The sequence below is a fragment of the Streptomyces sp. NPDC051976 genome, from assembly GCF_040680795.1.
GTDB lineage: Bacteria > Actinomycetota > Actinomycetes > Streptomycetales > Streptomycetaceae > Actinacidiphila.
Window position 1 is genome coordinate 112,585 of the sequence record NZ_JBFAXL010000002.1, and the last position, 24,688, is coordinate 137,272.

At 72.0% G+C, this 24,688-nt stretch carries 20 protein-coding genes and 1 riboswitch; of the genes, 8 read left to right on the forward strand and 12 right to left on the reverse strand.

The window, feature by feature from the left end:
* Positions 1-30: 30 nt before the first annotated feature.
* The 5 genes from AB0M29_RS02860 to hisC all read right to left on the reverse strand — a co-directional run bounded on the left by AB0M29_RS02860 (position 31) and on the right by hisC (position 9,062).
* Positions 31-1,734 carry a GAF domain-containing protein gene (locus AB0M29_RS02860; protein WP_365377944.1) on the reverse strand — a complete coding sequence of 568 codons (1,704 nt, stop codon included), beginning with the start codon at positions 1,732-1,734 and terminating at the stop codon, positions 31-33.
* Positions 1,735-1,771: 37 nt separating this feature from the next.
* Positions 1,772-5,248 (reverse strand): thiol reductant ABC exporter subunit CydD, encoded by a 3,477-nt coding sequence (gene cydD / locus AB0M29_RS02865; RefSeq protein ID WP_365377946.1) that lies wholly within the window; start codon positions 5,246-5,248, stop codon positions 1,772-1,774.
* Positions 5,249-5,270: 22 nt separating this feature from the next.
* On the reverse strand, positions 5,271-6,275 hold the full coding sequence (gene cydB / locus AB0M29_RS02870; protein ID WP_365377948.1) for a cytochrome d ubiquinol oxidase subunit II: 1,005 nt from the start codon (positions 6,273-6,275) through the stop codon (positions 5,271-5,273).
* A 36-nt stretch (positions 6,276-6,311) separates the two neighbouring features.
* Positions 6,312-7,829: a cytochrome ubiquinol oxidase subunit I gene (locus AB0M29_RS02875; protein ID WP_365377951.1), complete on the reverse strand. Its 1,518-nt coding sequence runs from the start codon at positions 7,827-7,829 to the stop codon at positions 6,312-6,314.
* Positions 7,830-7,988: 159 nt separating this feature from the next.
* Positions 7,989-9,062, reverse strand: a complete 1,074-nt coding sequence (gene hisC / locus AB0M29_RS02880; protein WP_365377954.1) for a histidinol-phosphate transaminase — start codon at positions 9,060-9,062, stop codon at positions 7,989-7,991.
* Positions 9,063-9,354: 292 nt separating this feature from the next.
* Here hisC and AB0M29_RS02885 point away from each other — a divergent pair, with 292 nt between their 5' ends.
* From AB0M29_RS02885 to AB0M29_RS02895, 3 genes are all read left to right on the forward strand, one after another.
* Positions 9,355-10,455: a LacI family DNA-binding transcriptional regulator gene (locus tag AB0M29_RS02885; protein WP_365377956.1), complete on the forward strand. Its 1,101-nt coding sequence runs from the start codon at positions 9,355-9,357 to the stop codon at positions 10,453-10,455.
* 232 nt (positions 10,456-10,687) lie between these two features.
* Positions 10,688-11,812: a metallophosphoesterase gene (locus AB0M29_RS02890; protein ID WP_365377959.1), complete on the forward strand. Its 1,125-nt coding sequence runs from the start codon at positions 10,688-10,690 to the stop codon at positions 11,810-11,812.
* Between the two features lie 162 nt (positions 11,813-11,974).
* Positions 11,975-12,988 carry a hypothetical protein gene (locus AB0M29_RS02895; protein WP_365377962.1) on the forward strand — a complete coding sequence of 338 codons (1,014 nt, stop codon included), beginning with the start codon at positions 11,975-11,977 and terminating at the stop codon, positions 12,986-12,988.
* Positions 12,989-13,070: 82 nt separating this feature from the next.
* Here the strand turns inward: AB0M29_RS02895 and AB0M29_RS02900 are convergent, their stop codons facing one another.
* The 3 genes from AB0M29_RS02900 to AB0M29_RS02910 all read right to left on the reverse strand — a co-directional run bounded on the left by AB0M29_RS02900 (position 13,071) and on the right by AB0M29_RS02910 (position 15,896).
* The gene (locus tag AB0M29_RS02900) at positions 13,071-13,967 is read right to left on the reverse strand and encodes a helix-turn-helix domain-containing protein (protein WP_365377965.1); all 897 of its coding nucleotides are present in this window, start codon (positions 13,965-13,967) and stop codon (positions 13,071-13,073) included.
* A 433-nt stretch (positions 13,968-14,400) separates the two neighbouring features.
* Entirely contained in the window at positions 14,401-15,402 is a 1,002-nt protein-coding gene (locus AB0M29_RS02905; RefSeq protein WP_365377968.1) for a helix-turn-helix transcriptional regulator, read from the reverse strand.
* Positions 15,403-15,491: 89 nt separating this feature from the next.
* Complete coding sequence (locus tag AB0M29_RS02910) at positions 15,492-15,896, reverse strand: nuclear transport factor 2 family protein (RefSeq protein WP_365377970.1); 405 nt, start codon at positions 15,894-15,896, stop codon at positions 15,492-15,494.
* Positions 15,897-16,050: 154 nt separating this feature from the next.
* Here AB0M29_RS02910 and AB0M29_RS02915 point away from each other — a divergent pair, with 154 nt between their 5' ends.
* Complete coding sequence (locus AB0M29_RS02915) at positions 16,051-16,881, forward strand: MerR family transcriptional regulator (protein ID WP_365377972.1); 831 nt, start codon at positions 16,051-16,053, stop codon at positions 16,879-16,881.
* 54 nt (positions 16,882-16,935) lie between these two features.
* On the opposite strand, the gene thiC is transcribed toward AB0M29_RS02915, so the two are convergent.
* Positions 16,936-18,720: a phosphomethylpyrimidine synthase ThiC gene (thiC, locus tag AB0M29_RS02920; protein ID WP_365377974.1), complete on the reverse strand. Its 1,785-nt coding sequence runs from the start codon at positions 18,718-18,720 to the stop codon at positions 16,936-16,938.
* Positions 18,713-18,837, reverse strand: a riboswitch (TPP riboswitch). (Overlaps the previous gene by 8 nt.)
* Positions 18,838-18,994: 157 nt before the next feature.
* Here thiC and AB0M29_RS02925 point away from each other — a divergent pair.
* The gene (locus tag AB0M29_RS02925) at positions 18,995-20,284 is read left to right on the forward strand and encodes a YibE/F family protein (RefSeq protein ID WP_365378577.1); all 1,290 of its coding nucleotides are present in this window, start codon (positions 18,995-18,997) and stop codon (positions 20,282-20,284) included.
* 45 nt (positions 20,285-20,329) lie between these two features.
* On the opposite strand, the gene AB0M29_RS02930 is transcribed toward AB0M29_RS02925, so the two are convergent.
* Complete coding sequence (locus AB0M29_RS02930) at positions 20,330-20,536, reverse strand: DUF5326 family protein (protein ID WP_365377976.1); 207 nt, start codon at positions 20,534-20,536, stop codon at positions 20,330-20,332.
* 115 nt (positions 20,537-20,651) lie between these two features.
* Positions 20,652-20,969: a cupin domain-containing protein gene (locus tag AB0M29_RS02935; RefSeq protein ID WP_365377978.1), complete on the reverse strand. Its 318-nt coding sequence runs from the start codon at positions 20,967-20,969 to the stop codon at positions 20,652-20,654.
* Positions 20,970-21,025: 56 nt separating this feature from the next.
* On the opposite strand from AB0M29_RS02935, the gene AB0M29_RS02940 reads away from it, so the two are divergent.
* From AB0M29_RS02940 to AB0M29_RS02950, 3 genes are all read left to right on the forward strand, one after another.
* Positions 21,026-21,403: a phage holin family protein gene (locus tag AB0M29_RS02940; protein ID WP_365377980.1), complete on the forward strand. Its 378-nt coding sequence runs from the start codon at positions 21,026-21,028 to the stop codon at positions 21,401-21,403.
* Positions 21,400-22,614: a cystathionine gamma-lyase gene (locus tag AB0M29_RS02945; protein ID WP_365377983.1), complete on the forward strand. Its 1,215-nt coding sequence runs from the start codon at positions 21,400-21,402 to the stop codon at positions 22,612-22,614. The genes AB0M29_RS02940 and AB0M29_RS02945 overlap by 4 nt, the downstream gene beginning before the upstream one ends.
* Before the next feature lie 71 nt (positions 22,615-22,685).
* The gene (locus AB0M29_RS02950; RefSeq protein ID WP_365377985.1) at positions 22,686-23,189 is read left to right on the forward strand and encodes an NUDIX hydrolase; all 504 of its coding nucleotides are present in this window, start codon (positions 22,686-22,688) and stop codon (positions 23,187-23,189) included.
* Between the two features lie 33 nt (positions 23,190-23,222).
* Here the strand turns inward: AB0M29_RS02950 and AB0M29_RS02955 are convergent, their stop codons facing one another.
* Positions 23,223-24,509, reverse strand: a complete 1,287-nt coding sequence (locus tag AB0M29_RS02955; RefSeq protein WP_365378580.1) for a globin domain-containing protein — start codon at positions 24,507-24,509, stop codon at positions 23,223-23,225.
* Positions 24,510-24,688: the final 179 nt, after the last annotated feature.

A 24,688-nucleotide genomic window follows, 5' to 3' on the forward strand; every position in this document is an offset into this window, starting at 1 on the left:
GGTCCCGCACCCGGCCCGTCGCCGCCCGCGCTACTCGGACCGCAGCGGCGCCTCCCAGGCCACCGTCGTGCCGGTGCCGTCGGGCCCGGGACCGTAGCTGCTCGAACCGCCGAGGGACTGGGCGCGGCGGGCGAGGTTGCGCAGGCCGCTGCGGGGGGTGCCGGCGGGGATGCCGCCACCGTCGTCGGTGACGGTCAGCCGGACGCCGCCGGTGCCGTCCGGGAGCGTGGCGGTGGCGTCGATGACGATGTCGATCCGCGAGGCGTGGGCGTGCCGGTGGGCGTTGGAGAGCGTCTCGCGCAGGGCGGCCACCAGGTTCTTCGTGGTCCGCTCGCCGACCAGCGAGTCCACCGCGCCGACGAAGCGGACGGACGGCTGGAAGCCCAGCGGTACGGCGGCAGTGCCGATCTCGCGCAGGGCGCGCGCCCGCAGGCCCGAGGGGACGTCGTCGGGTACGTGCTGGAGGGCGTAGATCGCGGTCCGCACCTCCTGGATGGTGGCGTCCAGCTCCTCCACGGCGTGGCCGATGCCGTCGGTGACCTCCGTGGTGTGCGAGCGCCGCCCGGCGCTCTCCAGCATCAGCCCGGTGGCGAAGAGCCGCTGGATGACGAGGTCGTGCAGGTCACGGGCGATACGGTCGCGGTCGCGGTAGACCGCCAGGCGTTCCCGGTCGCGCTGCGCATCGGCCAGCACCACCGCGACCGCCGCCTGCGCGGCGAACTGCGTGGCCAGGAAGCGCTCGCTGTCGCTGAACTGCCGTCCGCCCTGCTCGCGCGGCAGCGCCAGGACGCCGATCACCCGGTCGTGGCTGCGCAGCGGCAGCAGCATGCAGGGGCCGAACCGCCGGGCCAGCGGTGCGCTCAGCCGGGGGTCGGTCGCGGCGTCCTCGACGAAGACCGGTTCGCCGCGCAGCAGCCGCACAGCGAGCCGGTTGTGCCGGTTCACGACGGTGTCGGCCATGTCCGCGGGGTCAGCGGCGGAGACGGCGACGACCTTGAGGTCGCCGTCGTCGAGGGGCTGGAAGATCAGGGCGGCGGCGGCCCCGGCGAGCTTGCGGGCGCTCTGGGCGACCACGGCGAGGGCGTCCACCGAGCCGTCGCCGGTCAGCAAGGCGGTGGTGACGGCCGCGGCGCCGCTGATCCACTGCTCGCGCTGCCGGGTGGCCTCGTACAGCCGGGCGTTTCCGATCGCGATCCCGGCCTCCATGGCCAGGATGGTCAGCATGCGGGTGTCCTCTTCGGTGAACTCGTCGGCGCCCCGTTTCTCGGTGAGGTAGAGGTTGCCGAAGACCTCGGAGTGGACGCGGATCGGGACGCCGAGGAAGCAGTGCATCGGGGGGTGGCCGTCGGGCATGCCCGACGCCCGGGCGTCCTGGCCGAGGTGGGAGAGCCGCAGCGGTACGGGGTTGCGGACGAGTTCGCCGAGCAGGCCGGAGCGGCCGTCGGGCAGCGCGCCCAACTCGCCGGCCGCCGCCTCCTCCATGCCGTAGGTGATGAAGTCGGACAGCCCGGTGCCGTAGGCGTCCAGGACGCCGAGGGCGGCGTAGCGTGCTCCGGCCAGTTCCGCGGCGGTCTCCACGATGCGGCGCAGGGTGGAGCGCAGCTCGATGCCGGTGCCCACGGAGACGACCGCCTCCAGCACCTCGGGCAGTCGCACGGTGATCTGCGAGGCCAGGCTCTGGAAGCTGGGGGTGGCCGGTGTGCCGGAGGTTCCCGCGGCTTCGTTGTCTGCCATACCCGCGAGCCTATTTCGTCCGGTATGGACCGGAAAGTCAGGCGGCGACCGCGGCCGTCTCCGGGGTGCGCGCGGCGGCGTCCGCGTGGCGCTCCCGCTCCAGGGTGCTCAGGAACGGCCCGTCGGTGGCGGCGAGCTGCTCGTACGTGCCGCGCTGTACGATCCGGCCGCCGTCCAGGACGAGGATCTCGTCGACCGCGCCGGGCGCCGCGAGTCCGGCCAGCCGGTGGGTGATCAGCAGGGTCGTACGGCCTCGGGTGGCGGCGAGCAGGTCGGCGGTCAGGGCGTCGGCCGTGGCCAGGTCGAGGTGTTCCGCGGGCTCGTCCAGGACCAGCACGGGGAAGCGGGCGAGCAGCGCGCGGGCCAGGGCGAGGCGCTGGCGCATGCCGCCGGAGAGGCGGGCGCCGTGTTCGCCGACCGGTGTGTCCAGGTCGATGTCGAGCCGGGCCGCGGCCAGCGCGTCGAGCAGTTCCGCGTCAGTGGCGTCCGTCCTGGCCAGCCGGAGGTTCTCCCGGACGGTGCTGTCGAAGACGTGCGCGTCCTGCGCGCACAGCCCGGCCAGGCGGCGTACGTCATCGCCGTCGAGCGAGGCGGCGTCCTGCCCGGCCAGTGTGTACGTGCCGGACTCGGCATCCAGGAACCGCAGCAGCACGTGCGCCAGGGTGGTCTTGCCCGCGCCCGAGGCGCCGACGACCGCGATCCGCCGCCCCGCGGTGAGGGTCAGGTCCACGCCGTCGAGCGCGGGCCGCCGCTGCCCGGGGTGCCGGGCCGTCAGACCCCGTACGACCAGCGGGAACGGCGAGGCGGGCGGGGTGGCGGGCTGCTCGGGCTCGCGGACCGGCAGTGGCGCGTCCAGCACCTCGCGCACCCGCTGGGCGGCCCTGCGGCTGCGCTGCCGCTGCTGCGCCGCCTGCGGCATCCCGGCGACGGCCTCGAACGCCGCCAGCGGGGTCAGTACGAGGACCGCCAGCAGCACGCCGTCCAGGTGGTGGGCGGCGACCGCGGTGACGCCCGCATACGCGCACGCCGTCACCGTCAGACCGCTGATCAGCGCGGACAGTCCGGCACCGAGCGCGGTGGCGGCGGCCGACCGGGCGGCGATCCGGGTGAGGGCGCGGTCCGCGCGGGCGGCGTCCGCGCGGCGGGCGGGCAGCGCGCCGGCGACGGTCAGCTCGGCGGTGCCGGTGAACAGGCCGAGCACCCGGGCGGACAGCTCGCCGCGGGCCGGGGCGAGCCGCGCCTGCGTCCGCCGGGCGACGGCGGCCGACAGCGCGGGTACGGCCACTCCCGCGGCGAGCAGGCCCGCCGCGAGGATCAGTCCGGCGGCGGGCAGCAGCCAGCCGGTGAAGGCGGCGGACACCACGACGACCAGGCCCGCGGTCACCGCGGGCAGCAGCCACCGCAGGTAGTAGTCCTGGACGGCGTCCACATCGGCGACCAGCCGCGACAGCAGATCCCCGCGCCCGCTGCCGCGCACCCCGGCGGGCGCCAGCCGCTCCAGCCGCCGGTACACGGCGACCCGTACCTCGGCCAGCGCGCGGAACACCGCGTCATGCGTCACGAGCCGCTCGGCGTAACGGAACACCGCCCGCCCAATCCCGAAGGCCCGGGTCGCGGTGACGGCCACCATCAGATACAGCACGGGCGGCTGCTGCGAAGCACGGCTGATCAGCCACCCGGACGTCCCCATGAGCCCGACCGCACACAGCAACGCCATCCCCCCAAGCCCCACCCCACCCCCCATCCGCCCCCAAAACCCGACCCCACCCACACGAGGCACGACCGAGCTGGTCGGGACGGCCGAGGAAGTCGGCCGGGTCTGCGTGACGACGGGCTCGACGGGGGCCGCTTCGTCCCGTAGCGCTTCACGTACGACCGCAGCCGGATCCTCCCCCCGGGTCAGGGCCACCACCCGGTCTGCCAGAGGCAGCAGCGCTGGGCGGTGGGCTATCAGGAGGGTGGTGCGGGGGTGGGTGAGGTGGGTGAGGGTGGGGGTCAGGGTGGACTCGGTGGTGGCGTCGAGGTGGGCGGTGGGTTCGTCCAGGAGGAGGAGCGGGCGGTCGGTGAGGAAGGCGCGGGCCAGGGCGACGCGTTGGCGCTGGCCCGCGGACAGCCCCGCGCCGTCCTCGCCGATGAGGGCGTCGGGGGAGGCGAAGTCGAGGGCGCCCGCGTCGGCGAGAGCGGCCAGGACGGCGGCGTCGTCGGCGTCGGGGCGGGCCAGGCGGACGTTGTCCGCGATCGTCCCGGCGAAGAGGTGCGGGCGCTGCGGCACCCAGGCGATCTGCCGGTGCCAGCTCTCCGGGTCGATCGCGGACAGGTCGGTGCCGTCGACCAGGATGCGGCCCTCCGCGGGCCGTGCGAAACCGAGCAGGGCGTGCAGCAGCGTCGTCTTGCCGACGCCGCTGGGCCCGGTCACGGCGACCGTCTCCCCCGGCACGAGGGTGAGCGTCGTCGCCGCCAGCACCCCGTCCTCGCGGACGACCAGGCCCTCCACGGTGATCGTCGCGGTCCGCAGATCGGGCGCGGGCAGCCGCCCCGGTTCCACCGCGGGCGCGGTCTCCAGCACCTCGAAGACCTGCTCGGCGGCGGCCAGCCCCTCGGCCGCCGCGTGGTACTGCGCCCCCACCTGCCGCAGCGGCAGATACGCCTCGGGCGCCAGCACCAGGACCAGCAGCCCGGTCCGCAGCGACAGCTCACCGTGCACGAGCCGCATGCCGATACCGACCGCGACCAGCGCCACCGAGATGGTGGCCAGCAGTTCCAGGACGAAGGACGACAGGAACGCGATCCGCAGCGTCTTCAGGGTGGCCCGCCGGTAGTCGGCGGTGATGGCCCGGATGTTGTCGGCCTGGACCTTGGCGCGGCCGAAGACCTTCAGGGTCGGCAGCCCGGCGACCACGTCGAGGAAGTGCCCGGACAGCCGGGCCAGCATCCGCCACTGCCGGTCCATCCGCTCCCGGGTGGCCCACCCGACCAGCACCATGAACAGCGGGATCAGCGGCAGGGTCAGCGCGATGGTGAGCGCCGAGATCCAGTCGGCGGCCAGGATCCGGGCGAGCACCACCGCCGGTACGACCACCGCGAGGCCGAGCTGCGGCAGATAGCGCGCGAAGTAGTCGTCGAGCGCGTCGACCCCGCGGGTGGCGAGCGTGGTCAGTTCGCCGCTGCGCCGGGTGGAGAGCCACGAGGGCCCCAGCGCCGTGGCCCGCTCCAGCAGCCGCCCGCGGAGCTGCGACTTCACCGCGGCCCCCGCCCGGTGCGCGCACAGCTCGGTCAGCCAGCCGACCAGCGCCCGCCCCACGGCGACGCCCGCCAGCCACAGCAGGGTGCCGCGCAGCTCACCGGCCCCGTAGCCGCGCTGGAAGCCGCCGACCACCACATCGGCGATCAGCGCCGCCTGAGCGACGATCAGTCCCGCCCCGGCCAGCCCCAGCAGCACCGAGCCGGCGAGGAAGACACGAGTGGTGCGCGCGTACCGCAGCAGACGCGGATCGACCGGTTTCACGTGAAACATTCCCCTCTGGCGAGCAGTCGTCCTAGTGCGCCGCGTCGGCGATGTGCTGGGTACCGATCCGCTTGCGGAACACCCAGTACGTCCAGCCCTGGTAGAGCAGCACGAGCGGCGTGGCGACGCCCGCGCACCACGTCATGATCCGCAGCGTGTACGGGGTGGCCGAGGCGTTGGTGACGGTCAGGTTCCAGGCCGAGTCCAGCGAGGACGGCATCACGTTGGGGAACAGCGTCAGGAAGAACATCGCCACCGTGGCCGCGATGGTCACCCCGGAGAAGGCGAAGGACCAGCCCTCGCGCCCGGCCAGGTTGGCGGTCAGCGCCGCGACCAGCGCGGCCACCGCCACGACCAGCGCGACCAGGCTGCGGCCGTTGCCGCTGTCGGCCTGGGTCCAGATCAGGAAGGCCAGCGCCAGGACGGCGGCCAGCACCCCGGCCCGGGTGGCGAAGGCACGTGCCCGGTCCCGGATGTCGCCGAGCGTCTTGAGGGAGGCGAACACCGCGCCGTGGAAGGTGAACAGCGTCAGCGTGACCAGGCCGCCCAGCAGCGCGTAGCCGTTGAGGAGGTCCCCGACCGAACCGACGTAGTCCTTGTTCGCGTCGATCTTGACGCCGTGCACGATGTTGGCGAAGGCCACACCCCACAGCAGCGCGGGAAGCACCGACGTCCAGAAGATGGCGTGCTCCCAGTTGCGCTGCCACCGCTCCTCGGGCCGCTTGGCGCGGTACTCGAAGGCGACACCGCGCACGATCAGGCAGACCAGGATGGCCAGCAGCGGCAGGTAGAAGCCGGAGAAGAGGGTGGCGTACCAGTCGGGGAAGGCGGCGAAGGTGGCGCCGCCCGCGGTGAGCAGCCACACCTCGTTGCCGTCCCAGACCGGGCCGATGGTGTTGATCAGGACGCGCTTCTCCGCGCGGTCGCGGGCCAGCAGCTTGGTGAGGACGCCGATCCCGAAGTCGAACCCCTCCAGGAAGAAGTACCCGGTCCACAGGACGGCGATGAGGACGAACCAGATGTCGTGCAGATGCATCGTCTTGTCTCCTTGCTCTCGTCGCTCTTCGCCGGCTCAGTACGAGAAGGCCATCGGACGGTCGGCGTCCTCGCCGTCGCCGTGCCCGCCGCCGATCCGGGTGGGGGAGCGGCGGTCGGCGTCGGTCAGCTCCGGCGGACCGGCCTTGGCGTACTTCAGCAGCAGCCGCACCTCGATGACGGCCAGCGCCGCGTACAGCGCGGTGAAGACGATGAGCGAGGTGAGGACCTCACCGGTGGAGACGGTGGGGGAGACGGCGTCGCGGGTGCGCAGGACGCCGTAGACGACCCACGGCTGGCGGCCGGTCTCGGTGAAGATCCAGCCCCAGGAGTTGGCGAGCAGCGGGAAGAGCATGGTCCACAGCGCGACCCACCAGTACGCCCGGGACAGCCGTGGCCCCAGCCCCGTACTCCTGGTGAGCATCAGGCGTGGCACCTCGTCCTCGCCGGTGCGGTGCTCGGGTGCGAGCCAGAACCTGCGCCGGGTCAGCCACAGCCCCGCCGCGCCGACGCCGATGGACACCACGCCGAAGCCGATCATCCAGCGGAAGCCCCAGTAGGCGACGGCGATGTTGGGCCGGTAGTCGCCGGGGCCGTACTTCGCCTGCTCCGCCTTGTTGACGTCGTTGATGCCGCCGACGTAGCTGGTGAAGTCGTCGGTGGCCAGGAAGGACAGCAGGTTGGGCACGTCTATCGCGACCCGGTTGTGGCCCTTGTTGACGTCGCCGACCGCGAAGACCGAGAAGGGCGCGCCCTTCTGGCCGTCCCACAGCGCCTCGGCGGCGGCCATCTTCATCGGTTGCTGCTTGAACATCACCTTGCCGAGGGTGTCGCCGCTGATCGCGGTGAGCGCCCCGGCGACGACCGCCACCACCAGGGCCAGCCGCAGCGAGGAGCGCATCACGGCGATGTGCCGCTTGCGGGCCAGGTGGTAGGCGGCGATGCCGATCATGAACGCGGCGCCGGTGAGGAAGGCGGCGGACATGGTGTGGAAGAACTGGGCCAGCGCGGTGTTCTGGGTGAGCACCGCCCAGAAGTCGGTCAGCTCGGCCCGCTTCGTCGTCGGGTTGTAGCGGTAGCCGACCGGGTGCTGCATCCACGAGTTGGCGGCCAGGATGAAGTACGCGGACAGGATCGTGCCGAGCGAGACCATCCAGATGCAGGCGAGGTGGATCTTCTTCGGCAGCTTGTCCCAGCCGAAGATCCACAGGCCGACGAAGGTGGACTCGAAGAAGAACGCGATCAGCGCCTCGAAGGCGAGCGGGGCGCCGAAGATGTCGCCGACGAAGCGCGAGTACGCCGACCAGTTCATGCCGAACTGGAACTCCTGGACGATGCCCGTCACCACGCCCATGGCGATGTTGATCAGGAAGAGCTTGCCCCAGAACTTGGTGGCCCTGAGGTACTTGTCATGACCGGTGCGCACCCACGCGGTCTGGAGGCCCGCGGTCAGCGCGGAGAGCGAGATCGTGAGGGGCACGAAGAGGAAGTGGTAGACGGTGGTGACACCGAACTGCCACCGGGCGACGTCGAGAGTTCCCATGGCGAGATGCATGGCTACGTCTCCTTTTGGGGTGCGCTTGTGAAAGTGAACGCATTCACAAGCTAAGTATCGCGCACACCAGTTCGCCCCCTGCCACCGGGGGGTGACAGGGGGCGAAAGCGCAGGTGGGAGCCGGTGCGACGGCTGCCGAAAAGGGCCTTGTGGGGCGGGTCACAGCTCCTTGCGGAAGGCTTCGGCCGTACGCAGCAGCAGATCGTTGGCCTCGATCTCACCGATGGTGATCCGTACGCCCTCGCCGGCGAACGGCCGGACCGTCGCACCCGCCTGCTCGCACGCGGCGGCGAAGTCGAGGGTGCGCTCCCCCAGCCGCAGCCAGACGAAGTTGGCCTGCGTGGTCGGTACCGTCCAGCCCTGGGCGGTCAGCGCCTCGGCCACCCGGGCGCGCTCGGCGACCAGCCCCGACACCCGCTCCAGCAGCGCGGGCTCGGCGCGCAGGCTGGCGACCGCCGCGTCCTGGGCCAGCTGGCTGACGCCGAAGGGCACCGCCGTCTTGCGCAGCGCCGCCGCCACCGGCTCGTGCGCCACCGCGAAGCCCACCCGCAGCCCGGCCAGGCCGTACGCCTTGGAGAACGTCCGCAGCACCGCCACATTGGGCCGGTCGCGGTAGAGGTCGATGCCGTCGGGCACGTCCGCGTCGGTGTTGAACTCGCGGTACGCCTCGTCCAGCACCACCAGCACGTCCGACGGCACCCGGTCCAGGAACCGCTCCAGCGCGGCCCGGCGGACCACGGTGCCGGTCGGGTTGTTCGGGTTGCAGACGAAGATCAGCCGCGTGCGGTCGGTGACCGCGTCCGCCATCGCGTCAAGGTCGTGCACCTCGTCCGCGTCCAGCGGCACCTGCACCGGAGTGGCGCCACTGATCCGGGTGATGATCGGATACGCCTCGAAGGACCGCCAGGCGTAGATCACCTCGTCGCCGGGGCCCGACGTCGACTGCAGCAGCTGCTGCGCCACGCCGACGGAGCCGGTGCCGGTCGCCAGATGCGCCTCCGGCACGTCGAAACGCGCCGCGAGTTCGGCGACCAGTGCCGAGCAGGCCATGTCGGGGTAACGGTTGAAGGACGCCGCAGCGGCGGTGGCCGCTTCCAGCACACCGGGCAGCGGAGGGTACGGGTTCTCGTTGGAGGACAGCTTGAAGGCGGGCACGCCCTCGTCCGCCGCCGGGGGTCGCCCGGGCTTGTACGTGGGGATGCCGTCCAGTTCCGCGCGCAGCTTGGGGGTCATGGCCACACCCTACGAGGGGCGCGAAGCGCTGGGGAGGTGCTGTACGCCACACCGCGCTCCGGTGGCGCGCGCCGTGGCGCGCATCCCCCGTAGGAGTGAGTTGCCCGGACTTCCCGCACTGGACCAATGGCCGGACGATCCGTACCGCCGAGGCGGGATCGCGCTACCGCCGCCGTCTGCCGCCTGCATATTCCACATTGCATACCAGTTTCGATCTTGCAGAAACCTATCTGCTGAGGGGCCGAGCGGGCAGGCGCCGAGCGGACCAGCACCGCCCTAATATCGGCAAGCCATGACAGCAGCAGGGAATCACCAGGCGAGCCGGCCCATCGGACGCCGGCTGGAGCGGGCAGGCATCAGGGACGTCGCCGCCGCCGCCGGAGTCTCGATCACGACTGTCTCCGACGCGCTCAACGGCAAGGGCCGACTGCCCGACGCCACCCGCCGCCATGTCCGCGAGGTCGCCGACCGGCTGGGCTACCGCCCGTCCGCCGCCGCCCGCACACTGCGCACCGGCAGATCGGGCCTGATCGGCCTGACGGTGACGACATACGGCGAAGAACCGTTCACCTTCACCGAGTTCGCCTACTTCGCCGAGATGGCCAGAGCCGCCACCTCCGCCGCGCTCGCCCGCGGCTACGCCCTGGTGATCCTGCCCGCCTCCTCCCGCCACGACGTGTGGGGGAACGTGGCGCTGGACGGCACCGTCGTCATCGACCCGTCCGACCAGGACCCGGTCGTCACCGAACTCGTCCGCCAGGGCGTGCCGGTGGTCAGCGACGGCCGCCCGGCCGGCAGCCTGCCCGTGCACGCCTGGGTGGACAACGACCACGAGGCCGCCGTCCTCGGCATCCTCGACCACCTCGCCGCCGCCGGAGCCCGCCGGATCGGCCTGCTCACCGGCACCACCACCGACACGTACACCCGGCTGTCCACCACCGCCTACCTGGAATGGTGCGAGCGCGTCGGGCAGGAACCGGTCTACGAGGCGTACCCCGCGCACGACCCGCGGGCCGGCGCCGTCGCCGCCGACCGCTTACTCGCCCGGCCGGACCGCCCCGACGCCGTGTACGGCCTCTTCGACCCCAACGGCACCGACCTGCTCGCCGCCGCCCGCCGCTACGGATTACGGGTCCCCGACGACCTGCTGCTGGTCTGCTGCAGCGAGAGCACCGTCTACGCCAGCACCGAGCCGCCGATCACCACACTGTCGCTCAAACCGCGGCGGATCGGCACGGCGGTGGTGCAGTTGCTCATCGACGCCATCGAGGGCGTCGGCTCCCCGCACCCGGTCCAGCAGGTGATGCCGACCGAGCTGATCGTCCGCACCTCCTCGCAGCGCCGCGCGCACCGGACCACCGTCAGCCATCCGAGGGGTCCGGCGCACGGGTAACGCCGACGCCGTCGGCGGGAGATCGGGAACCGGTCCGGAACAGGCTCCGGAACAAGCACCGGGACAAGGTCGGGAACACGTTCGGGAACAAGATCGGGAACGGATGACCGACTAGCGGGGGACTAAAGGGTGTTTTGTCTGTTCCCTGCGAAAACCAGGTGCCTGGGTATGTCACAACGCCACAGCGTCATTCCTATGATGGGCGGATGGCGGCGCGATCGTGGAGGGGTCGATGACTCAGGGGGCAGGTCTGGGACCCGAGCCCGGGACTTCGGAGGGCTGGCGTCCCGAGACGTCCGCGTACGGCCCCGGCGCTGATCCCGGCAGAGACACGACATCCGGTTTCGGCCATGCGCTCACGTACGAGACACCGCTCGGATACGACGTACCCGCGGGCCACGAAGCGCACGACACGGCGGTCGGCTACGAGCCGACGCAGCCCGACGCCCCGCTGGTCCCGGTGGACTACACACCCACCGCCCGCGACCTGCCGGTGATCACCGACGTGGACATCGAGGGCGCCGGCGACCGGCCGGGACCGCTCTACGTGGTCGGCGACGTCCACGGCTACCTCGACGAGCTGCTCGCCGCGCTGCGCGCGAACGGCCTGGTCAACGAGGAGGGCCACTGGTCCGCGGGCAGCGCCCGGCTGTGGTTCCTCGGCGACTTCACCGACCGCGGGCCCGACGGCATCGGCGTGATCGAGCTGGTCATGCAGCTCTCCGCGGAGGCCGCCGCCGCGGGCGGCTACTGCCGCGCGCTCATGGGCAACCACGAGCTGCTGCTGCTCGGCGCCCACCGCTTCGGCGACACCCCCGTCAACTCCACCGGCGGCACCGCCTCCTTCCTGGCGGCCTGGCGGCTCAACGGCGGCCAGCCCTCCGACATGGAACGGCTGGAGGACCGGCACCTCACCTGGATGTCCCGGCTGGACGCGGCCCATGTCACCGACGGCCATCTGCTGATGCACTCCGACACCACGGCGTACCTGGACTACGGCAGCAGCGTCGAGGAGATGAACGACGCGGTCACCGGCGTGCTCCAGCGCGGTGACGCCGACGAGTGCTGGGACCTGTTCCGCAAGCTCACCAAGCGCTTCGCCTTCCGCGGCGACGGCGGCGCCGAGGCCGCCCGTGAACTGCTCGGCACCTACGGCGGCAAGCGGGTCGTGCACGGCCACAGCCCGATTCCGTATCTGCTGGGCGAGGTCGGCGGCGAGTACCCGGCGGACGGCGAGGAACGGCCACACAGCGTCAACGGCCCGATGGTCTACGCCGAGAACTTGGCAGTGGCAATGGACGGTGGCGTAACCATGGACGGCACTTTGCTCGTTGCCCAACTCCCGCTGGTTGGGTAGCCCTCAGATTTCCTGGTTGCGCCCTGTCACGGTCTCGCCTCCCCGCTCTACCATCGGCTGTATCCGTAGGCACACCGCTCTCCGCGTACTCGACCGGCCGAGCCGGTTCCACTCCCGGAACCCGTGCTCGCGCTCGGAGAGTCGGAGCATCGGGGGACGCACATGAACAGCGCTCCACACCTGCTCAACGAAGACCGGCCGGACTTCGACCACATCGTCGACGAAGCCCTGCGCATCGTCCTCGAAGAGCGCCAGGAACGGCTGGACCGCCAGGACCGCGAGGGGGGCCTCGACCGGGGCGACGGCGGCATCCTCGGGCTGGGCCGAGGTGAGCCCGGGGACCGCGCCGGCAGCAGAGCCGCGGGCGGCGACGGTCCCCTGCCTTCGTTGCACCACCCGTTGAACAGCGAGCAGTTGCGTACGAAGGCGCTGGGCGCCGCCGAACTCATCGGCGCGCGCGCCGCCGTCGAGTACGAGGCGTACCGCAAGGTCCGCGAGGCGACCCGGGAGGCCGCGCGCGAGTCGGCGCGGGCCCGCGACAACCGCACGTTCGGCTACGCGGCGATGGGTGTCGCGGACGGCGCGGGCAGCGGCGCGGGCCTGGCGGCGGTCATCGCCGTCCTCACCCCGCTGCTGGCGGGCGCCGCGGCGGTGATCTTCCTGCTCATCGGCTACTCCCTGCGCGCGATGACACCCGTGCCCGCCATCGCGTCGCCGCTGCGCACCGCGGGCTGGCTGTTCGCCGCCGTCACCGCCGCGTCGATCCTGCTCGGCGCGATCGGGCTGATGCTGACCGCGCTGCGGGACGGCTCCGCCGCGATCCACGACTCGCCCGACGCGATGCCGCCGGAGGTCGCCCAGGCCCGCGAGATCTGGCACCAGGCGCTGCTCGAACGCGGGCTGCTGCCCTTCCTCGAAGAGGCCGCGGCCAACGCCGCTCTCGCCCCCACCACCGGCCACGACCCGGCCGCGGGCGACGGCCGTCCCCCCGGCGCCCGGCCCTCTGACCCGGCGGCCGCGCCGCGGATGCCCCGGCTCGGCTACTCCCGCCCGGACTTCAGCAGCCCGTCGCCCGACCACACTCCGCAGACTCCGCCGCGCTACTCGGGCCCGCGCTACAGCAGCCCCGACTTCAGCAGCCCGGACTTCGGGGGCCCGGAGAACGAACCGCAGTAGGTCGCGCGCGGGGGTTCGAGCGTTTCTGGTGGGGTCGCGCCGGGATTGCGGTGGGGTTCCGGTGGTGACCCGGCCCGCGGTCTCAGGCCGCCGCGTGCGGTACGAGGTGGACGGTGTCGCTGCCCCAGGCGTCCTCCTGGTCCGGCAGGAACGTCAGCAGACGCCGCCGCGGGTCGTGTGCAGGGGACGAGACCAGCATCCGTACCCGTACGCTGCCGCTCGCCACACTCCCGGCCGCCATAGTCCCGGCCGCCACGCTCCCGCTCGTCACGCTGCCAGCCGTCGGCGGCCGCAGCAGGCACACCTGGCCGTCGTGGTGCAGCGCCACCCGGGTGGACTCGTTCGCCGCCCGCCACAGCCGGGTCAGTTCGGGGTTCAGCCGCACCTCGGAGATGATGCCGCGCAGTTCCTTGTCCGCGGTCGTCTGCGCCTCCAGCCGGAGCTGGCGCAGGAACGCCGTCGCCCAGCCGGTCTTCCACTCCCCGCACAACCGGCGGGCGTACGGCGAGAACAGCACGAAGCGCAGCAGGTTGGCGGGCGGTGTCTGGCCCACCGGCTCGAAGAGCTGCCGCCAGGCGTCGTTGCACTCCAGCACCCGCCAGGTGCCGTCGACCGCCAGCGCGGGCAGCGGCAGCGCGTGCAGATACGACGTCCAGCCGCTCACCGCGTCGGGGTCGGGACGGCTCGGCCCGCGCGGCGGATAGCCGCCGGTCACGATGAACCACAGCTCGTCACGCCGCCGCGAGTCCAGCCCGAGCGCCTCCGCGAGTCCGTCGAGCCGCTGTACGGGGATCGGCCGGCAGGCGGCCTCCCAGTCCTGGTACAGCCGGGTCGAGATGCCCAGCCGCTCGGCCACCGCGAACTGGCTCAGCCCGGAAGGCCGGTGACCGGTATGCCCGGTGATCGGCTCGGGCAGCCCGGTGTACCCCTTGCGGGCCTGGCGAAGGAACTCCTGGATCAGTGGCGGCTCGTCGTCCAACTGCGGTCCCCTCGCTTCTCCCCCGAAGGTGTCCCGACGCGTCAACTCACCTACGGCGACGGGGCGTTTACCCTTCGATCGTGTGCCGTGGGCCGCGGGACTGTCAACCAACCCGCAGTACCGCCCTGACCTGCGCGTACGCGATTCCGCTTGCCTCTGGGGGCGGGTCTTCGCACGCTCGTCCGACTCGCCGCGCACCGCGCTGACCTGCGGATTCATCCGATGTTCAGCTCGGCCGCGGACACGGCGGACCGCCGGGCAACGGCTCCGTGTCCAGTTAGGGACGTGTCTCAACTGCGACAGCCGCCCGCGGGACGGATGGGGCCGAAGGGACGGCGGCACGCCGCGGCCGGACCGGGCCTGCGGTCCGCCGCCGGTGGGGCCGCCCGTCCGGCAGGCGGTCCGGCGGTCGGTCCGGCGGTCGGAACCCGCCCTAGAGGTCGGTCATGTCGATCGACCGCGCCAGCCGGATGCCGACCTCGAAGCGGGTGGACACCTGCAGCCGTTCCATGAGCTTGCTCATCACCCGCTGTACCGTACGCCGGGCGATGCCCAGCGTCCTGGCGATCCTGTCGTCGCTCAGCCCCAGTGCCATCAGCCGGATGATCGCCCGCTCCTGGTCGCTCAGTTCGAGCTCCCCCGACCGCACGCCCGCACCGGCGACGTCCAGCGGCTTCCCGCGCAGCCAGTAGTCCTCGAACAGCGCCGCGTACGACCGCACCAGCACCGCGCCGCGCACCAGCGTCATCGACGTCGCCCGCCGGCTGGGCACACCGGGCAGTACGACGGTGTGCCGGTCGTAGACCAGCAGGTCGTGGGCCCCGTGGTCGATGACGCGCACATCGACGCCCGCGTCCGACAGGTCGTGCAGGTACTTGTTGTACCGCGGCACCTGGAGCAGCGCCTGCCGGTACAGCGCGCGGAGCCGTACACCGCGCCGCACCAGCACCGCGTCCATCTCCAGCGCCCGGACCAGCACGCCCATGTCCTCCGGCATCGCCCCCGGGTGCAGCGCGTCGGAGGTGTCCCGCGTAGTGGCCTCCAGATCCGCCAGCGCCCCGGCCCGGCTCTCCGGGTCCTCGTACTCCTCGACCACCACGTGCTCGCGCAGCCCCGCCGCCGCGGGCCGGAACACCGTCAGCAGCGCCTGCGTCGTGTCCCGCCACTCCCGGGCGCTCTCCAGATGGGCGGCGGCGTCCGACAGATACGTGTCCATCGCCGCGGCGAGCGCCGCGTCCGGGTCGACGGCCTCCACCCGCCCGCCCACGACCCGCACCAAGCCCAACTCCCGCAGCGTCCGCAGCCCCGCCTCGCCCCGCCCCCCGTCGAGCCCGGCCGCCAGCCCCACTTCCGCCACCCCGAGCCGGCCCCCTTCGGCGACGACGGTGTACACAGCGAGAGCAGCCTCCACATCCCGCCCGCCCCGCGCCGCCATCTCCCCCCACCCCTCCCCCTGGGCCACCCCATCCCGTCGAGCCCCTGAGCATACGGCGAGTGGCCCAGACCATTGGGGCGGTTCCGGCGCTACGCCTGCGGCAGCGGCTGGACGGTCAGGTGGTAGTCCCGCGCGATACGGCCGTCGCCGTCCAGAACGAGGAAGGCCCGTGCGGCCCAGGCCACTTCGCCGGTCCTTGGGCCCTTGGCGTATGTCAGCTGGAGGGTGAGCACGACCATGTCGTCGCCGTGGACGGTGACATGGCCGTCGTGGGTGACGTGGTAGTCGCCGGAGGCGACGAACAGCGTGTACGCCTCCGAGACGCGGTCCATGAGGCCGTCGTGTCCGCGGAAGCGGGCGCCCTCGACGAACTCGACGCCGTCCGGCGTCCACAACTCGGCGACGGCGCTTCGGCGGGCGGCGGCGTCCGGCTCGCTCCAGACGGCCACGTAGCGGCGTACGGTCCGGTCGACGTCGGTGGTGATGTGCTGCATGGTGGGCCAACTCCCTTGGTGGGTGTGCTGGTGGGTGTGCGATCGGCGGCCGGGATCCGGCCGCGGGCACCACGCTCGGGGCGGCCGTCGCGGGAGGGTCAAGGCACCAGGTCTCCCCGGACTCTCCCGTGGGGGGAGACCGCACAATCGACGGGTGACGAGCTATCTGTCGATCGGCGACTTCTCCCGCGCCACCCACATGACCGTCAAGACCCTGCGGCACTACCACGAGATCCGGCTGCTGGAACCGGTCGACGTCGACCCGCACACCGGGTACCGGCGCTACTCGCCCGAGCAGATCCCCACGGCCCAGGTCGTACGCCGCTTCCGGGACCTCGGGATGCCGCTGGAAGAGATCAGGACCGTCCTGGCCGCCTCCGACGTGGCCACCCGCAACCGGCACATCAGCGCCCACCTGGACCGGCTGAACCACGAACTCGGCCGCACCCAGCGGGCGGTCGCGGCACTCCAGGACCTGCTGACGCCGCCCGCGCCCGGGGACGCCCCCGCGATCGAACTGCGCAGCGTCGCCGCGGTCCCGGCCGCGGCCATCACGGCGACGGTCGAAGCCCAGGACGCCGCGACCTGGTTCCAGGGCGCCCTCGGCGAGCTCTTCGCGACCCTCGCCGGCCAGGGACTACGGGAGACGGGCCACGCGGGCGGCGTGTACGCGGACGAACTGTTCACCCACCACCGCGGCCGGGCCACCGTCTTCGTCCCCACCGACGGCCCCGTCCGCCCCCTCGGCCGCGTCGAGCCCTTCCACGTCCCCCCGGCCGAACTCGCCGTGATCCACCACCACGGACCCCCCACCGAAATCGACCGCGCCTACGGCACCCTCGCCACCTACGTCGCCCGCCACGCCCTCGCCGTCACCGGCCCCCTCCGCGAGTACTACCTCACCGGCCCCCACCACACCCCCGACCCCACCCACTGGCACACCGAGGTCTGCTGGCCCATATTCCGCACCACCACCGCGGCATGAACAGCGCGCGGGCCCGGGCAGCTCCCATGACGCGGAAGCCGCCCGGTCGCCCGGTCAGTCCGCCAGCGGCAGGTACACACGGTTGCCCGCGGCGGCGAACTCGCGGGACTTCTCGGCCATGCCGGACTCGATCTCGTCCTGGGTGCCGCCGTGGTCGCGGCGGATGTCGTGGGAGATCTTCATCGAGCAGAACTTCGGCCCGCACATCGAGCAGAAGTGGGCCGTCTTGGCGGGTTCGGCGGGGAGGGTCTCGTCGTGGAAGGAGCGGGCGGTGTCGGGGTCGAGGGCGAGGTTGAACTGGTCTTCCCAGCGGAATTCGAAGCGGGCGTCGGAGAGGGCGTCGTCCCAGTCCTGGGCGCCGGGGTGGCCCTTGGCGAGGTCGGCGGCGTGGGCGGCGATCTTGTAGGTGATCACGCCGGTCTTGACGTCGTCGCGGTCGGGGAGGCCGAGGTGTTCCTTGGGGGTGACGTAGCAGAGCATCGCGGTGCCCCACCAGGCGATCATGGCGGCGCCGATGCCGGAGGTGATGTGGTCGTAGGCGGGGGCGACGTCGGTGGTGAGCGGGCCCAGCGTGTAGAAGGGGGCCTCTTCGCAGATCTCCTGCTGGAGGTCGATGTTCTCCTTGATCTTGTGCATCGGGACGTGGCCCGGGCCCTCGATCATGGTCTGGACGTGGTGCCGCTTGGCGATGGTGTTCAGCTCGCCGAGGGTGCGCAGTTCGGCGAACTGCGCCTCGTCGTTGGCGTCCGCGATGGAGCCGGGGCGCAGGCCGTCGCCCAGGGAGTACGTGACGTCGTACGAGGCGAGGATGGAGCAGAGCTCCTCGAAGTTCTCGTAGAGGAAGTTCTCGCGGTGGTGGGCCAGGCACCAGGCGGCCATGATCGAGCCGCCGCGGGAGACGATGCCGGTCTTGCGGCGGGCGGTGAGCGGCACGTAGCGCAGGAGCACGCCGGCGTGGACCGTCATGTAGTCGACGCCCTGCTCGGCCTGCTCGATGATCGTGTCCTTGTAGATGTCCCAGGTCAGTTCCTCGGCGCGGCCGTCGACCTTCTCCAGGGCCTGGTAGAGCGGGACGGTGCCGATCGGGACGGGGGAGTTGCGCAGCACCCACTCGCGGGTGGTGTGGATGTTGCGGCCGGTGGAGAGGTCCATGACCGTGTCGGCGCCCCAGCGGGTGGCCCAGGTCATCTTCTCGACCTCCTCCTCGATGGAGGAGGTGACCGCGGAGTTGCCGATGTTCGCGTTGACCTTCACCAGGAATCGCTTGCCGATGATCATCGGCTCGATCTCCGGGTGGTTGACGTTGGCGGGCAGCACCGCGCGCCCCGCGGCGATCTCGTCGCGGACGACCTCGGGGGAGACGTTCTCGCGCAGCGCGACGTACTCCATCTCCGGGGTGATCTCGCCGCGCCGGGCGTACGCGAGTTGGGTGACGGGCGCTCCGGGGCGGCCGCGGCGGGGGAGCCGGGGGCGGCCGGGGAAGACGGCGTCGAGGTTGCGCAGCCCGCCGCGCGGCGAGGTGTGCTTGAGGCCGTCGTCCTCGGGGCGGACCGGGCGGCCGGGGTACTCCTCGGTGTCGCCGCGGGCGATGATCCAGTTCTCCCGGACGGGGGCGAGCCCGCGCCGGACGTCGGTGTCCACGGACGGATCGGTGTACGGGCCGGAGGTGTCGTACAGCGTCACGTCGCGGCCGTTGGTGAGGTGCACCTGCCGGACCGGGACCCGCAGGTCCGGCCGTGACCCGATGACGTACGACTTGTGCCAGCCGATGTCGCGGACGGCGGCGGCGTCACTGTCGCCGTCGCCGATTCCAGGCGTGCGTGCATCCTGCATGGTCATGAGACCCACTCCCTACGCCGGCATTACCCGGTAACAGGTTCAGCGGTCGGCGCAGCTGTCGCGTCAGCGATCCAGCGCCCTCTCAGCCCGGTGCTCCGAGCTCCCGCGTTTGCAAAGGTGGCCCCACGGTAGCGGTTGACCCGCGACACACACCAGTGGCCCTTGCGATGATCGGCCGGTGGCACCCGAACCTCATGGTCAGCACCCCGTCCCCGGCCAGGCGCCGTACCGGCCGCCGACCCACGCGCAGGCGACCGGGCCCGCGCCCGCCCCCGTGCCTGGGCACGGACAGTCGCATGGGCACACCCACGGGCACAGCCATGCCCACGGCCCGGTGCCACCGGTCTCGAAGCATCTGCGCAAGGTGATCGCCGCGGTGCTGGTGCCGTTCGCGGTCGCGGTGCTTGCGGGTCTCGTGCTGCTGTGGCCGGGCGGTGCGCCCGGCCACGCGCGGTCCGGGGTGGGCTTCGACCAGCAGACCCGGCAGGGCAAGGTCACCCGGCTCGTGGAGGTGTCGTGCAAGGCGGCGGGCGCGGCGCCGTCCACTTCGGCGGCCGGCGGCCGGACCCGCGACGACTGCCAGAAGGCCACCATCGAGATCGCGTCGGGGCCCGACAAGGGCAAGACGTTCACCGAGATCGTGCAGCCGGACCAGACCCGCCGCTACACCGTCGGCGAGGGCGTGGTGCTGGCGTACGCGCCCGACGCGCCCCAGGGCCTGCGGTATTCGGTGACCGATGTGGACCGCGGGTTCCCGCTGGCGCTGCTCGCCGGGATCTTCGCGCTCGCGGTGATCGTGGTGGGGCGGATGCGCGGGCTGATGGCACTGATCGCGCTGGCGGTGTCGTTCGCGATCCTGACGCTGTTCATCCTCCCGGCGATCCTGCACGGCGACGATCCGCTGCTGGTGGCGGTGGTCGGCGGCAGCGCGATCATGCTGATCGCGCTCTACATGTGCCACGGGGTCAACGCCCGTACGTCGGTGGCCGTGATCGGCACCCTGTGCTCGCTGTTCCTGATCGGCCTGCTGGGCTCGGTCTTCATCTCCTGGGCGCATCTGACCGGCAACACCTCGGACGAGACCGGGCTGATCCACACCCTCTACCCGGACATCCAGATCAAGGGCGTGCTGCTGGCGGGCGTCATCATCGGCTCGCTCGGCGTGCTCGACGACGTGACGGTCACCCAGACCTCGGCGGTGTGGGAGCTCAAGGACGCCGACCCGGGCGCCAGTTGGCGCAAGCTGTACGGAGCGGGCATGCGGATCGGCCGCGACCACATCGCGTCGGTGGTCAACACCTTGGTGATGGCGTACGCGGGCGCCGCGCTGCCGCTGCTGCTGCTCTTCTCGATCGCGCACAGCGGTGTGCTGCGGGTGGCGAGCAGCGAGCTGGTGGCGGAGGAGATCGTACGGACCCTGGTCGGCAGCATCGGCCTGGTGGCGTCGGTGCCGCTGACGACGGCGCTGGCGGCGCTCGTGGTGAGCGCCGACCGCCACCCCGGGAACGCGGTCGGGGCGGCGGCCGGCGGCGGCACCCGGGGGCGTCGCCGCCACGGCAGGTAGCCGGCGGTCGGACGTGGGAGGCGGCGGGCGCGCGGCCCGCCCGCGTCACCAGTCGCGCCGCGAACCCGAGTCGGACGAGGATGTGACGCGCTTCACGACGTAGATCAGTCCGCCGACCAGCGCGACGAACACCAGCGCCTTGAACAGCAGGCCCACGATCATGCCGATCAGGCTGCTGAAGACGACCAGCGCGATGACCGGGATACCGATCCACTTGACCCACCAGGGCAGGCCCTTCAGCAGATTCTCCATGGCGTCCGAACTCTCCTTCGTTCCCGTGTACGGCGTTCCGTCGATACTTCGACTGTAGGGCCACAGGTGCGCCGTGCGGAGGCCCCGGGCACCGGATGCGACCCTGAACGCACCCTTAGGGTTCCGGGGGTGAGAAGACCACCATGACCCTGAGGTCCTCGGTGATGTGGTGGAAGCGGTGCGGGGTCCCGGCCGGTACCCAGACGACGCTGCCGCGGGCGACCGTGGTCGTCTCCTCCCCCACGGTGATCGAGGCGCGGCCACTCACCACGAGGTAGATCTCGTCCTGGGCGTGCGGCTGCTGCGGGTCCGTCTCCCCGGCCTTGAGCGCGTAGAGGCCGGCCGACATGGTGCTTTCGCGCAGGAAACGCAGATAGGCACCCTCGTTGGCGGCCCGTTCCGCGTCGAGGTCGTCCAGCCGGAACACCTTCATCAGTTCTCCCTTGTCCGGTCTCTTGCCTGGTGGATGAGTTCTGCGACGATCACACCATGAAGAACTTCATCGTCAAGACCCTGGCCAACGCCGGTGCCCTCGGTGTGGCCATCTGGCTCATAAAGGACATCACGCTCACCGGGGACAGCACCTGGCACAAGACGCTCACCCTGATCCTCGTCGCGCTCGTCTTCGGCGTCGTGAACTGGCTCGTCAAGCCGATCGTGAAGGTCCTGTCCTTCCCGCTGTTCATCCTCACCCTCGGGCTGATCACGCTCGTCGTGAACGCCCTGATGCTGCTCCTCACCTCGTGGCTGGCCGACAAACTCAGCCTCAACTTCCATGTCCACGGCTTCTGGACGGCGGTCGTCGGCGGCCTGATCATCAGCATCGTGTCCTGGGCGCTGCACGTCATCCTCCCGGACGACAAGTGACGGGCGGCTCCCCCGGCAGCGCGCACGGCTCCAACAGCACGGCAGGCTCCACCGGCACCACAGGCTCCACGGGTTCCACCCGCTCCACCGGCGACAGCACCCGCAGCGTGCACGCCGGGCGGCCCCCGGCGACGGCGTACGAGCCGTCGCTGCCGGGGCCGGTCTTCGTCTCGCACTACCACCTGCCCGGTGAGGCCACCGGGCCCTACACCTACGGGCGGGACGAGAACCCGACCTGGCACCGGCTGGAGGAGGCGATCTCCGAGCTGGAGTGCCCCGGCGACCCGGCGGCCACCACGCTCGCCTTCGCCTCTGGCATGGCCGCCGTCTCGGCGGTGCTGCTGTCGCAGGTGCGGGCCGGTGACACCGTGCTGCTGCCGTCCGACAGCTACCAGGCGACCCGCTCGCTCCAGGAGCGGCTGGAGTCGTACGGCGTGACGGTACGGCTGGCACCGACCGCGGGCGACGCGCAGCTCGCGGCGCTGGAGGGCGTACGGCTGCTGTGGCTGGAGACGCCGTCCAACCCGGGCCTCGACGTGTGCGACATCCGGCGGCTGGCCGACGCCGCGCACGCGGCGGGCGCGCTGGTCGCGGTCGACAACACCCTGGCGACCCCGCTGGGCCAGCGCCCGCTGGCGCTCGGCGCGGACTTCTCGCTGGCCAGCGGCACCAAGGCGCTCAGCGGCCACGGCGATCTGCTGCTCGGCTACGTCACCACGCGCGACGCCGCGCTGGCCGCCGGGGTGAAGCAGTGGCGCAAGACGGTGGGCGCCATCCCCGGCCCGATGGAGGCATGGCTGGCGCACCGGTCGCTGGCCACCCTGTCGCTGCGGGTGGACCGGCAGGCGGCCAACGCCCTGGCGCTGGCGGGCGAACTGCTCAAGCGCCCCGAGGTGACGGACGTACGGCACCCCGGGCTGCCGGGCGACCCCGCGCACGAGGTGGCGTCCGCGCAGATGCGCCGCTTCGGGAGTGTGGTGTCCTTCACGCTGCCCGGCAAGGCGCACGCCGAACGCTTCCTGGCGGCGCTGCGCCTGACGTCGGAGGCCACCAGTTTCGGCAGTGTGCAGTGCACGGCGGAGCGCCGGGCCCGCTGGGGCGGCGACGCCGTGCCGGACGGCTTCATCCGCTTCTCGGTGGGCATCGAGGACGCGGAGGACATCGTGGCCGATGTGCTGAGTGCGCTGGACGAGGCGGCGGAGGCGGTGTGACCTGGCCGGTCGGGGCGGATTCGCGGGGGCGGGCAAGTTTGCCGCCCCCCGCCGTGCGGCAGATCTCTGGCATGCCCCCGGACACGCATGACAGCCCCACCACCCGGCCGGTGGTCAAGCGCACCGCTCGCGCCCTCGTGCTCGACGGTGACCGTCTCATCCTGATCAAGCGCACCAAGCCCGGCCTCGCCCCGTACTGGATCACCCCCGGCGGCGGTGTCGAGGACGACGACGCGAGCATCGTCGCGGCGATGCACCGCGAGGTCGACGAGGAGCTGGGCGCGAAGGTCTCGGACGTGGTCCCGGCCTTCGTGGACACCACCGAGCACATCGCGGACGACGGCTCGCACGGCGTGAAGATCCAGTACTTCTTCGTGTGCCGGCTGGAGTCGATCGACCTGGACCGGCGGCACGGGCCCGAGATCGACGAGCCCTGCGGCGAGTACGAGGTGGTGCGCGTGCCGTTCAGCAGGATGGGCATCGCCTCGGTCGGCATCGTGCCGCTGACCCTGCGGCACTACCTGGACGCGAACATCGAGGGCGTGCTCGGGCTGCTCGGCTCCGACCTGGGCTGACGGCCGCGGCGCTCCCAGGGGGCCTCGGCGGCCCTAATCCGTCGGGGCGAGCTCCTGCGCCAGGTCGTGCCGGATCCGGTGGGTCGGCATCCCGATCCGCACCAGGGTGTCCACGCCGCTGCGGACCATGCCGGGCGGCCCCGACAGATACGCGTCGAACGCCTCCCACGGCCCGAACTCCCTTACGGCGTCCGGCAGCGGCCCGGTCAGCGCGTCCCTGGGGGTGTCGGAGACGACCGTGCGCACCGACAGCCAGGAGTGGGCGCGCTGCATCCGCAGCATGGTGTCGAGCTCGTAGAGGTCATGGGTGTGCCGGGCGCCGTAGAAGACCTCGACCGCGCGGTGCCGGCCGTACCGGGCCACGTCCTCGACCAGCGCCTTGATGGGGGCGATACCGGTGCCGCCGCCCAGGCAGAGCAGGCCGTCGTCGGTGGTGTGGTCCACGACCATGGACCCGGCGGGCGGCCCGAGCCGGATCACGTCCCCGGGCCGGGCGTGGTTGACCAGCGCGTTGCTCACCCAGCCCGCGGGGACGGCCCGCACATGGAAGGTGAGCAGCCCGTCGTCGCGCGGCGCCGAGGCGAGAGAGTAGTGCCGCCACACCCGCGGCCACCACGGGGTCTCGACGCTCGCGTACTGCCCGGCGAGAAAGGGATACGCCTGGTCGGGCCGTACGGTGACGATCGCCACGTCCGAGGTGCGGTGGTCGAGGCCGACGATCTCGCCCTGCCACCAGGGCGGCGCGTGCTGCTCGTCGGCCGCGGCGGCGTCGATCATGATCTGCGAGATCGCGGTGTACGCCCGCACCCAGGCCGCCTCGGTCTGCGGGGTCCACACGGCGGAGGCGTACCGGGCGAGCGAGCCGAGCAGTGCCTCGCCGACGGCCGGGTAGTGCTCGGAGCGGGTGCCGTACTTGCGGTGCCCGCGGCCCAGATGCGACAGGAAGGTGGTGAGCGCCGCCGGGTCGTCGATATGGTCGGCGGCCGTGAGCAGGGCCTTGAGTATGCGGTCGCGCTGGGCGTCCATCGCCGCCGGGAACAGCTCGCGCAGTTCGGGGTGGCGGATGAAGAGCAGCGCGTAGAAGTACGAGGTGGCCCGGTCCGCGACCGGGGTGATCTCCTCCAGCGTGCGGCTGATCAGATACGCGTCCGGGGAGGGCGGCGCCGCCGTGGGAGCGGCGGCCAGCGGGGAAGTGAACGCCTGAGACGCGGAGGGGGGCGCCTCAGGCGAGGGTTTGGACGCCTCGGGCGGGGGTGTGGCGGAGGGCGGCGAGGCGGCGCTCGCAGAAGTGCTGGCAGAGGCGGTGGTCTTGGCATCCATGATCACGTGGCCCCGAACTCCCGGTCGTCGTTCCCGTCGATCCCTTGTGCGCTCGCGCGTAGTGCTGAGTGAGCGTGCCATGAGGGAAAGACGGGCGGGACGAATAGCCGGAAGCACCGTAAACGGGGAAACCGATGCGCGTAGGATCGATCGGCTCACATTGTGTCGCGGGTCGTGCG